General features: G+C 60.0%; 9 protein-coding genes. 7 read left to right on the plus strand and 2 right to left on the minus strand.

All coding sequences use genetic code 11. From position 1 onward, the window contains the following. Positions 1–384: 384 nt before the first annotated feature. From C9412_RS20755 to C9412_RS20345, 4 genes are all read left to right on the plus strand, one after another. A complete protein-coding gene (locus C9412_RS20755; protein WP_181358761.1) occupies positions 385–546 on the plus strand; it encodes a hypothetical protein in 162 nt (53 codons plus the stop codon). Positions 547–684: 138 nt separating this feature from the next. After that, a complete protein-coding gene (locus C9412_RS20650; protein ID WP_146161745.1) occupies positions 685–1704 on the plus strand; it encodes a hypothetical protein in 1020 nt (339 codons plus the stop codon). 106 nt (positions 1705–1810) lie between these two features. After that, complete coding sequence (locus C9412_RS20340) at positions 1811–2974, plus strand: HlyD family efflux transporter periplasmic adaptor subunit (RefSeq protein WP_181358760.1); 1164 nt, start codon at positions 1811–1813, stop codon at positions 2972–2974. Positions 2975–2976: 2 nt separating this feature from the next. Continuing rightward, positions 2977–5121 (plus strand): peptidase domain-containing ABC transporter, encoded by a 2145-nt coding sequence (locus C9412_RS20345; RefSeq protein WP_107233266.1) that lies wholly within the window; start codon positions 2977–2979, stop codon positions 5119–5121. A gap of 135 nt (positions 5122–5256) precedes the next feature. On the opposite strand, the gene C9412_RS20350 is transcribed toward C9412_RS20345, so the two are convergent. Continuing rightward, on the minus strand, positions 5257–6171 hold the full coding sequence (locus C9412_RS20350; protein ID WP_107233267.1) for a LysR family transcriptional regulator: 915 nt from the start codon (positions 6169–6171) through the stop codon (positions 5257–5259). A gap of 113 nt (positions 6172–6284) precedes the next feature. Here C9412_RS20350 and C9412_RS20355 point away from each other — a divergent pair, with 113 nt between their 5' ends. Further along, entirely contained in the window at positions 6285–7043 is a 759-nt protein-coding gene (locus tag C9412_RS20355; protein WP_219906199.1) for an SDR family oxidoreductase, read from the plus strand. A 162-nt stretch (positions 7044–7205) separates the two neighbouring features. Here C9412_RS20355 and C9412_RS20360 read toward each other — a convergent pair whose 3' ends face one another. Further along, a complete protein-coding gene (locus C9412_RS20360) occupies positions 7206–8606 on the minus strand; it encodes a serine hydrolase domain-containing protein (RefSeq protein WP_107233268.1) in 1401 nt (466 codons plus the stop codon). A 324-nt stretch (positions 8607–8930) separates the two neighbouring features. On the opposite strand from C9412_RS20360, the gene C9412_RS20365 reads away from it, so the two are divergent. Both C9412_RS20365 and C9412_RS20370 read left to right on the plus strand, forming a co-directional pair. Then, on the plus strand, positions 8931–10220 hold the full coding sequence (locus tag C9412_RS20365; RefSeq protein ID WP_181358762.1) for an MFS transporter: 1290 nt from the start codon (positions 8931–8933) through the stop codon (positions 10218–10220). Between the two features lie 76 nt (positions 10221–10296). Then, the gene (locus C9412_RS20370) at positions 10297–10647 is read left to right on the plus strand and encodes a DUF1304 domain-containing protein (protein WP_107233269.1); all 351 of its coding nucleotides are present in this window, start codon (positions 10297–10299) and stop codon (positions 10645–10647) included. Positions 10648–11173 lie beyond the last annotated feature (526 nt).

Raw genomic sequence — 11173 nt, forward strand, 5'->3', positions numbered from 1 at the left:
GGGGGGGGGGGGGGGGGGGGGCGGCGTGATGTGGAGCCACCGGATCGATATCTCTGCAAGTGCGCGCCAGAGAGATAACCTGAGACGTGTGTCGTAACTAGAGACGCCCGATAACAACAGGGCTGTCGTTAATAGCTCGCCTGCTGTCACGTTTCAAAATCCATTTCATGAGCGAGTAGATTTGCCAGGGGTCTCAATCAATGGCGCAGAGCACCACATGAGCGTGCTCGCGCCAAGAAGTCCCTGGAGCAGGAATTGATGCTGGTCTGGGGAAGGGCAAGTGCGGATTTGACTTGGTCAGATCCATGGGCAAGTATCGGAAACGGGACTGAATGATACGGTCCCAATCGTCGCAACTCTATATCACTACCAGAAGGAGAAGGTATGAGTAATAAAGTTGAATATGTCAAACCAATCGCCCGTGAGTTGGCGCGAGAGTTGACTCAGGAAGAGATTGAATTGGTGGCAGGTGGCGGCGGGACACTACCCGGAACCATCGCCTTTGATCAAATTTACGACAACGGCGATCATTGGCTCAAGCCATAAGCTAGATATGGGAAGCTCCGGCCTACAACGGTTGGGGCTTCTTTTTCCAGGGAGGGTGGTGTGCACATAATAATTGCGCCTGGCTCAGATATTCATGCTCGGGCAGTCCAGTATTCTGCCGAGAAGATGGGTTGCCCCGTGAAATTGGTAAATAGTATGTCGGTCGCCGAAATGACCGGTGTTTCGCTGATTTTTGATGGCGAAGCGGTGGAGGTTTCTGCAGCGGGAAGTCGAAGGATTGATAGTGTCTGGTTTCGGCGTCCCGGGGAAATAACTCTGCCCCACTCAGTGGCCGAAAGCGACATCAAATTTGTTGAGGCTCAGTGGCGGCAGCACATACATGGAGTGTGTAGTGTCTCACCCCGCGTCAATACTTTCTGGGTGAATTCTCCAAAGGAAGCCATGGCTGCAGAGAGTAAGGCATATCAGCTTCTCATTGCCTCCAAGGTTGGCTTTTCAATCCCGCGCACGATCATCTCATGTGACCCTGCCGAAATACGGAAATTCGTTGGTGCGAACGGTGCGTGTGTATTCAAGTCATTTTCCCCGTTTGCTTGGGTAGATTCTGCCTGTGGTTCGAGACGAATCACGGTGGCCCAAGAGGTCGATGCGAGTATGCTTTCTGATGATCGTGCTATTGAGGTTGCACCTGGGATATATCAGAAAAAGATCTCGAAAAGGTATGAGCTGCGTGTCACGGTTATCGGTCGGCGTCAGTTTGCTGTCCGGATGTCAAGTAAGAGTGGGCACGTTGATTGGCGTGGTGCAATTTATGAAACGGATTCGGATATTCGATCGATATCACTTTCAGTGGCGCTCTCCAAAAAAATAAGTGATCTTATGGCGGAGCTTGGGTTGGTTTATGGGGCCATTGATCTTGGTGTTGATGAGAATGGTGACGTGTATTTCTTTGAGATCAATCAAGGAGGGCAGTTTTTGCATATTGAGGAGTGTGTGCCCGAGTTGCCACTTCTCGCGTGCTTCACAAGTCTCTTTGTGCAGGGACGGCCCGACTATGAAATTATTGCTCCGCCGAGCATGATGTCGCTCGCGGCATATAGGGGTGATGATTGTTATCTGGACTGGCGCTCGGAATTTGAAGTCTCTGAAGGGAGGGATTCTCCGTACGTTTCTTACCTGTCCAGTCACAATGAATAATCTTTTTAGAGATGAGGTCAGGGCCGCGAGAGCCGAAAGGTGGATGGGGAGGGTTAGAGTTCAACCGCCTCGTATCGGTCGTATCAGCTTTGCTTTGTCTTTGGTCATGTTTCTTCTGATCGGGTCAATTGTATTCTTTGCCCACTACACGCCACGGGAGAAGGCCGAAGGGCGGGTGGTTCCCAGCCTTGGACTGTTGAATGTTCCTGCAACTTCTTCTGGCGCGATCACACTCGTTCTGGTGAAAGAGGGGGACAGTGTTGCTGTCGGCCAGCGCTTGATGGAGGTGTCTTCTGCAACGTATGTTCCAGGAGATGACCGTGGCAGTATTGAGGATGTACTGAATGATGAGCTCGTGCGCCAGCACGCGAAACTGACATCTGAGATTTCTTCACTAGATGCTGAGCAGTCCATTGAGCTGCAGGCAGCAGAGCGTCAACTGACGGTAGTGGAGGATCGAATAGCGCTGACTGAGTCTCAGCTGCGCATAAAGGAGAGGCAGGCGGAACGAGCGCGATCTACTTTTGATAAAATTCGTCCGCTCGAACATAGTCAAGTGGTTACCGCTCTGCAGTTCCAGCAGTACGAGAGCGATTCACTTGAGAAGGGGGCTGCGGCAGAGGCCGTGAGGCAAGAGCTGTTCGCGCTGCGCGCGCAACTCAAAGATGTTCAGTCGAAGGCTGCGTCAATTTCACTGGATGCTGGACGAAAGCGAGACTCGCTGCATCGTGCAATCTCGGACCTGGCTCAAGCCAGGTTGCGTAACCGGGTTCAGAAGAACATAGCTCTCGTTGCACCTTCGGCTGGTAGAGTCGTTGGAATGGCCGTAGGTCCAGGCCAATCCGTCAAGGAAGGCCAGAGATTGCTTTCCATTATTCCCGAGGGTTCCCATTTGGAAGTGGAGCTTTGGTTGGGAAGTCGTGCTGCTGCAAATGTAGAGCCGGGTGACACCGTGAGCCTAAGGTTCTCGGGACATCCTTATCAAGTATACGGCATCCAAAATGGTCATGTAGTTGGACTTGCGGAAAGCGCGCTGGAGCCAGTGGAAATACAGCTTAGAAGCGGGATAATGGTTTCCGAGCCATCCTATAGGACTTTGGTTGCGCTCGATGAGCCGGGTGTGGCGCGTAGTGCGGGAGGCCGTTCCCCCATTCGCTTGAAGCCTGGAATGAAGGTGGATGCGGATGTGAAACTGGCTAGAAGGAGAGTAATTGATCTGGTCCTTCGGGACTCGGGCACGCATGAGACTGCGGAGACGAAGCGGCTGTGAATATGCTGAGATTCGGTAGAAGGCTTCCCCTGTTCCATCAGAACGAGGTTGCCGAATGTGGAATTGCCTGCATTGCGATGATAGCCAGCTTTCATGGTGTCGGTGCAAGTTTGGTTGGTCTGCGTGAGCGATACGGCACTTCGCAGCTTGGGGCAGGATTATCGAAACTGATAGGCATAAGTTCGGAGTTGGGGTTGAATCCTCGTGCATTGCGAGTTGAGCTGGATGGGTTGAAGGACTTGATGCTGCCGGCTGTTTTGCACTGGGACATGAATCATTTTGTAGTACTGAAAGAGGTGACCCGAAAGGGGGTTGTGATCCACGATCCCGCTTGCGGCCGAGTTAGCCTTGGGTACAAAGAGGTTAGTGACAGATTCACCGGGATTGCGCTCGAGATGTCGGCGCCGATTGAATCTGAAAGACGTGTTCCGGTGGAGAATGTACCCTTGTCTAGACTTGTAGGAAGGGTCACTGGGCTGGGGAAAGCCGCGCTGCAGATTGGGGCTATTTCCCTGTTGCTGGAACTTCTTGTATTGGTGATGCCGCTTTTCGTTCAATTGATTCTAGATGGAGTCTTGATATCCGGTGCGGTTGACATGCTTTTTCTGGTTGGAATTGGATTCTCCGTAATAGTGCTCCTGCAGGCGGCGTTTGGTGCTGCTCGAGCATGGTTGGTCGCATATGTTGGATCCTCATTCAGCGCACAATGGATAACCAACCTCTTCAGTCACCTTCTTCGGCTACCGGTTGGCTATATAGAGAGGCGTACGGTTGGTGGAGTGCTTTCAAGATTCGTTTCGGTGCAGGTTGTTCAGCAGACACTTACTGCAAATCTGGTTGAAGCGATACTGGATGGTTTGACAGCTCTGCTGATTGTTGTGGTTCTCTACATGTACAGCCCGACGTTGACAGCAATTGTCGCAGCTTCGGTGGGATTCTATGGCGCAATTCGATGGGCGTCGCATCGAAGCATGTTGCGAGTCAAGGAGGAGCAGCTTGTCCACTTCGCGTTACAGCAGTCCACCTTGATTGAGTCCATTCGCGGCATGCAAACCCTTAAGTTGGCCAACAAGGAAGGGATGAGGCGCGCGCAGTTTGAGAGTGCCACTTTTGAAGTGTCGGCTCGTGATGCCAGGATCGGTGCGGTATCGTCCATTTTTCTGGTTGCCTCAAAATCAATCTTTTCTGCTCAGCGGATAGTGCTTGCTGTGGTAGCCGCTCTTATGGCGATGAAGGGGCAGTTTTCGGCGGGTATGCTGGTTGCGTTTGTTGCCTACGCTGATATGTTCTGCGCAAGAGTGGGGGCGTTGATTGATAGGGTCGCAGATTTCGGCCTTCTCCGAGTCCATCTGAACAGGATCTCCGATATTGCTGTGGAGGCTCCAGAGCATTCAGGTGCCATGGCTAGGTTGCCTTCCGGTGAGTACGGGATCGATATAAAAAACATTGCTTTTAGATACTCTGATGACCTCGACTGGGTACTTGATGGGTGCTCGTTCAGTGTTTCTGGCGGAGAATCTGTGGCGATAATTGGTGCGTCCGGATGCGGAAAGACAACGCTCGCAAAGATAATTCTTGGATTGATTCGGCCGACTTCGGGTGAAATCCGGATTGGAGGTGTTGATCTTGATAGGGTCGAGCCATCCAGGCGTCGTGAGTGCTTCGCTGCAGTTTTGCAGGAAGATTGCTTGTTTGCAGGGACGATAGCGGACAATATCTCATTCTTCGATTCCTCTGCGTCGGCGAATGATGTCGAGTCTGCAGCCAGGTTTGCGCTTATCCATGAGGATATTGCTCGTATGCCCATGGGCTATGAAACGATGGTCGGTGACATGGGGTCTGCATTGTCTGGGGGGCAGAAGCAACGCATTTATCTGGCCAGAGCGCTTTATCGGAAGTCGAAGATTCTTTTGCTCGATGAGGCGACGAGCCATTTGGATCTGGAGGCGGAACGGATTCTAGGGCGCAACCTTTCCGCCTTGGGGGTCACGAGGCTCGTAATCGCACACCGGCCTGAAACCATACTCAGCGCTGATCGGGTTATCCGTATCGCACGAGGACGGGCGATTGAGGTCTCCAAGGAAGACCTCAAGGCTATTGTTGGGCAGATTGAAAGGGATCGACTTCTCTCTGAAGCTGTGCAATAGCGTTTCGACCACTGCAGGCTTCCACTCAAAGACCGTGACTGCGAGATTGGATCAGATCGTCAGGCAGTCTCGTCTGGCGAGGGATCCGCATCCTGAAACCCCCTTCCCCGGCTGCCCAGCGGGGAGGGGGTTTTTTTATGGGCGTGTATCGGCGCCGAAGGCGGTGCCCTCCGGCGGGAATCGCTCGGCCAGGAACGCCAGGAAGCTGCGCAGGCGGGTGGAGCGGTAACGGTCGTGGGCGTAGACCACATGCATCGGTCTGCCGGCGTGGCCATGGCCGGGCAGCAGCTGCACCAGTCGCCCGGCTTCAACGTCCGCAGCCAGCAGCAACGCCGACTGCAGCACGATGCCCAGCCCGTGCAGTGCTGCTGCGCGCAGCGCTTCGCCGTTGTTGATCTGCAGCCGGCCGCCCGGCACACGCTCGAGCCCGCCAGGTGCGCCCTGCAGCCATTGGGCCAGCGCGGTGGGTTCGAAGGAAAGGCACTGGTGCCCGGCAAGGTCCTGCGCGGTGTGCGGCGTCCCGTGCCGGGCCAGGTATCCAGGCGATGCACACATCATCAACCGGTAGGGCGCCAGTGGCTGCGCCACCAGCTCGCTGCTGTCGGCCAGCGTGCCGATGCGCAAGGCGGCCTCGAAGCCTTCTTCGGTGAGGTCGACCACGCGGTCGGTCAGTGTCGCCTCGACCTGCACCTCCGGGTAGCGCGCCATGTAGTCGGCGAGCGCCGGTACCAGCGCATGCGTGCCGAAGATCACCGGTGCACTGATGCGCAATGTGCCTGCCGGCGCCAGCTGCTGGTGCTGGGCCTGTGCATCGGTCTCTTCCACCAGGCGCAGGATCTCCCGGCAGCGCGTGTAGTAGTCCTCACCGAACGCGGTCATGTGCTGGCGTCGCGTGGTGCGGCTCAGCAGCTGCATGCCCAGTCGCGCCTCCAGTGCACGCAGGTGCTTGCCGGCCATCGTGGCGGAGATATCCATCGCCTCCGCCGCCGCGCTCAGGCTGCCCTTGTCTACGATCAGCACGTAGACCTGCATGCTCTCCAGCAGGTTCATCTGACACTCCGGGTGTTGAATGCTGAAACCTGCGCGGAGTTTATCAATCGGGGGTGATCAAACAGCATGCAGGGCACGCGCCGGATGTGCCGGCAGGCGACTGGGAGAACATCATGTATCTGGATCTTGAAGGGCGTACCGCGCTGGTCACCGGTGCCGGCAGTGGCATCGGTGCCGCTGTCGCCAGGAGGCTGGCATCACAGGGGGTACGCGTTGCGATCAGTGCGCGGCGTGCAGAGCCACTGCAGGCGCTGGCGGCAGAGATCGAAGCGGCGGGTGCGGCGGCGCCGATCATCCTGCTGGGCGATGTCACCGATGCTGGGGACGTGCGCCGCATCGCCGACGCCGCGCTGGCTGCGCTGCAGCGGGTGGACATCCTGGTCAACGCGGCCGGTGGTTCGCGGCCGACCACGGTGGATGCCGCCGACGCGATCTGGGAGGAGGCTTTGGCGCTGAACTTCTCTGCGGCACGGCGGATGACCCAGGCACTGCTGCCTGCGATGCAGGCACAGGGCTGGGGGCGGGTGATCAACTTCAGTGGTTCGATGGAGCCGCGTGCGGTGAATGCGGCCACGGCAGCAAAGGCGGCGCTGCATCTGTGGAGCAAGGGCCTGTCGTCCGAGGTGGCCGCGCAGGGCATCACGGTGAATGCGATTGCGCCGGGACGGATCAACAGTCCGCAGATCCTCGACCGCCTGCACCCGACCGAGGAAAGCCGACGCACATTCATTGCGCGCAACATTCCGATCGGGCGCTTTGGCGAGCCGGAGGAAGTGGCACCGCTGGTGGCTTTCCTGGCCTCGCCGCTGGCCGGCTACATCACCGGCGCGGTGATTCCGGTGGATGGTGGCATGCATTACTTCGCGCATTAGCCGGGTATGGGTAGCGTCGAGCTTGCTCGACTGTTTTTCATGTTTGTAGAGTCGAGCTTGCTCGACTGCCTGGATCAGCCGAGCATGGCTCGGCTCTACAAAAAGCAACAAAAAAAGGCGACCGGCAGGTCGCCCTTGATGTCTGCGGCCGAGCCCGCCTGATCAGCGCGGCGAGGCTACCGCGCGGTTGCTCGAGGCGCCCTTGCCCTTGCGCTTGTCCTGCTGTGCCGGGCTTGCACCCTCGGCCATCAGGTTGTCGCTGCCGAAGTCGGTATCGACATCCAGCCAGCGCTGCGCCGGCAGGCCCAGCGCCGAATCGAGCACGGTCGGCAGCAGGCCACTGGGCAGGCCGCTTTCGCCGTTCCACATGATCGCAATGCCCAGGTCGCGTTCCGGCACCAGCGCCACCAGGCCGCGATAGCCCTGTACGGCGCCGGCATGGAACACCACATCGTGGCCGGCGTAATCGAAGGTGCGCCAGCCCAGCGCGTAGCCGGCCGAGTGCAGGCGCTCGCGGCGCCAGCCCGAACGCATCTCGCCGGGGGTGTTGATCAGGCTTGAATGCAGGGTGGCCAGCAGCGGTGCCGGCAGCACGTCGGGGCGGTGGCCGGTGTGGGCCAGCAGCCACTGCGCCATGTCGCTGGCGCTGGCGTTGACGCCGGCGGCCGGGGCGACACGGTAGTAGGTCGGCTTCGGCGTCAGCGATACCCAGCCGTTGCGGCTGCGCACGTGCGGACGTGCCCAACGCGAGCTGGCCTGAATGCCGGCCAGGCCGAGGCTGGCATCGTTCATGCCCAGCGGCTTGAAGATGCGGCGCTCGACCGACTGCTCGTAGAAGCTGCCCGAGGCCGCATAGACGACGTCGCCGATCAGGCTGAAGGCCACGTTCTGGTAGGCGTAGCAGTCGCCCGGCAGGCACTTCAGGCTGGTGTTGGCCAGCTTCTGGGTCAGCGAGTAGTACTCGGCGTTGCCTTCGATGTCGCGGTCGTAGGCGTTGTAGGGCAGGCCGACACGATGGCTGAGCACGTCGGCCACGGTGAGGCGGTCGGTGGCTTCCGGCGAGTTCAGACGGAAGCCCGGCACGTAGTCGGTGACCTTGCTGTCCCAGCGCAGCGTGCCATCGTTCACCAACAGACCGGCCATGGTGCCGGCAAAGGCCTTGGACAACGAGGCCAGGCGGAACACGGTGTGCGCGTCGACCGGCAGTGGGTTGTTGACGTCGGTGACGCCATAACCGCGCGCGCTGAGCACACGGCCGCCCTGCACGATGGCCACCGCCATGCCCGGCACGCGCTCGCCATAGGTGAGCTGCTGCGCCATCGATTCGATGTTGGCGACGTTGAAACCGGCGGCCGGGGCCTGCACCTGCGGCACCAGGCCGGTGCGGTACGCCGCCGGCTGGGTGTGGGCGACGGCGCTGGCCGCAGCGGATTCGATGTTGGCCGGCATCGGTGGCAACGCCGGCGGGGTCTGCGCGGTGGTGGACAAGGCAACGGGCATCAACATGCCCAGCAAACCGGTGGCCGCCGAACGGATCGGACGACGCAGGCTGTTCTTTTTCATCGGTTGGACCCGTGCGCGACTGCTGATGGCGATTCTAGCGCCGCTTTTCCCCTGTGCACAAACAAAGCGAAGATGAATGCGCATCTCGTTGAAAAAGTTGGAATTTTGACGCTCCGAAAGTGTGTATCCGAACGTGTCATCGGAGGCCATTGCGGGTGTCTCCCAGCAGCGGGAATGGCGTGCCGCGCTGGCGATGTTGCAGTGCATTGGCTAACGTACGCGCTTCACCGCCCCGGAGCCTGCCATGCCGCTGTCCAACCGCCGTCTGTGGGCGAGGGGCGCTGCGTGAGCGCGACGCCGGGCAAGGGGCCGCTGCGGGGGCTGATGGTGGCGCTGCGCGAGTCGCCCGCGCTGTGGTGGTCGTTCCTGTACTTCTTCTGCCTGCTCAGCGGCTACTACGTGCTGCGCCCGGTACGTGAGGCCATGGCCGCCTCGGCAGACCTGGAAACCGTGTTCCCGCCGGTGCTGATTGCCTGGTTCGCCAGCCACGGCATCGCGCTGAAGGACTTCGTGCTGCAGTTCCTGTTCTCCTGCGTGTTCGTGATCATGCTGGTGCTGCAGCCGGTGTACGGCTGGCTGGTCAGCCGCTTCCCACGCCGGGTGTTCCTGCCGGCGGTGTACGGCTTCTTCATCGTCACCCTGCTGGGGTTCTACGCGCTGTTCGACAGCGGTGTACCCGGTCGGGGCATGGCGTTCTTCTTCTGGATCACCGTCTTCAACCTGTTCGCGGTGGCGGTGTTCTGGAGCTTCATGGCCGATGTGTTCTCCAACGCACAGGCACGTGCCTGGTACGGCTACATCGGTGCGGCCGGCACCGTCGGCGCTTTCCTCGGCCCGCTGATCACCAGCGCGCTGGTGCAGCGCGTGGGCATCGCCAACCTGATGCTGGTCTCGGCCGGGTTCCTGCTGGTGTGCCTGCTGTGCATCTGGCGGCTGCGGCACTGGGCGGTGTTGCGTGAGCGCGAGCAGCAGCTGGTCTCCGGCGAGCAGCCGATGGGCGGCAGCATCCTGGATGGACTGAAGCTGATCGTGCGTGAGCCGCTGCTGCGCTGGCTGGCGATCATGGTGGTGTTCGGCGTCGGCGTCGGCACGCTGCTGTACAACCAGCAGGCGGCCATCGTGCGCGCGGCGTTCACCGACCCGGCGGCCAGTACCGCGTTCTTCTCGCGCATCGACCTGGCGGTGAATGCGCTGGCGTTGTTGATGCAGCTGGGCCTGACCCGCTGGTTGCTGTCGCGCCACGGTATCGCACCGGCGCTGCTGATTCCCGGCTTCGCGATCCTGATCGGCTTCTCGGTGCTGGCCGCTTCGCCGATGCCGCTGATGGTGGCGGTGGTGCAGGTGATGACCCGCGCCAGCGAGTTCGCGCTGGCCAAGCCGGCACGCGAGACGATCTACACCCGTGTGGACCGGCAGTGGCGCTACAAGGCCGGTGCGGCGATCGACACGGTGGTGTACCGCGGCGCGGACCTGAGCTTTGCGTGGGTGCACAAGGGGTTGTCCCTGTTCGGCTCGCATGTCGTCTTCATCGGCGGCGTAGTGGTGGCCGCATGCATGACCGCAGCGGCGTTCGGCGTGCTGCGCGAAGAAAAGAAGCTGCCGCGCGATCGCTGATGTTCCGGGGTCAGATCCCGTCCCCGCAGGGGACGGGATCTGACCCCATTCTCCATCCCTGTCCAAGGAACTGCCCATGTACTGGATCGCTCTCGCCCTGACCCTGCTGGTCGCCCTGCTGCACGTCTATTTCCTGGTGCTGGAGATGTTCCTGTGGACCCGCCCGCTGGGCCTGAAGACGTTCCGCAACACGCCGGAGAAGGCGGAGATCACGCGTGTGCTGGCGGCCAACCAGGGCCTGTACAACGGCTTCCTGGCGGCAGGCATCGTGGTGGGGCTGGTGATGGCGCAGCCGGTGCTGGTGACGTTCTCGCTGGCCTGCGTGGTGGTGGCCGGGTGCTATGGCGCCTACAGCGTGAGCCGGCGCATTTTCATGATCCAGGCGGTGCCGGCGATCCTGGCGCTGGTGCTTCGCGCGGTGGCGTAATTTCCAGCCAACGGCGCAGCCCCTCGTGGGTTGGCCGCGGAATGCGGGTCGTGGGTTTGGCCGGGCGGATGGGCTGGGCAGGGGACGCCGTAAACCCATCCTTGGGGGCTTGGCCGCGGCATCCATGCCGCGGACACCCCTGCCCAGCCCATCCGCCCGGCCCCTGACAGGTTCCGTGTGCGGCCAGCCCACGGAGAAGAAAAAGAAGATCAAGAGCAACAGCGGGTCGCTGCGCTCGTGGGTTCTGCGCGCATGAAAAAAGCGGCCGAAGGGCCGCTTTTGCTTTTGCTCTTGCTCTTGCTCTTCTTTTTTCTCTTACGTGGGTGGACGCCACAGAGATCTGTCAGAGGTCGGAGGGGTGGGGCCGGGCGGGGTATCCGCGCCATGGATGGCGCGGCTAAGCCTTATCTGATCGGAATCTGGCAGCGTAGGTGTCGAGAGCCGGCGTGGGCCGCCGTGTAAGCCTGGATCTCGACGATCGCCTTGGAGCTTGGCGCCCACGCCGGAATCTCCCTTGATCCGCCCG

The sequence above is a fragment of the Stenotrophomonas sp. Nf1 genome (genome assembly GCF_003028475.1).
In the GTDB taxonomy this organism is placed as follows: Bacteria; Pseudomonadota; Gammaproteobacteria; order Xanthomonadales; family Xanthomonadaceae; genus Stenotrophomonas.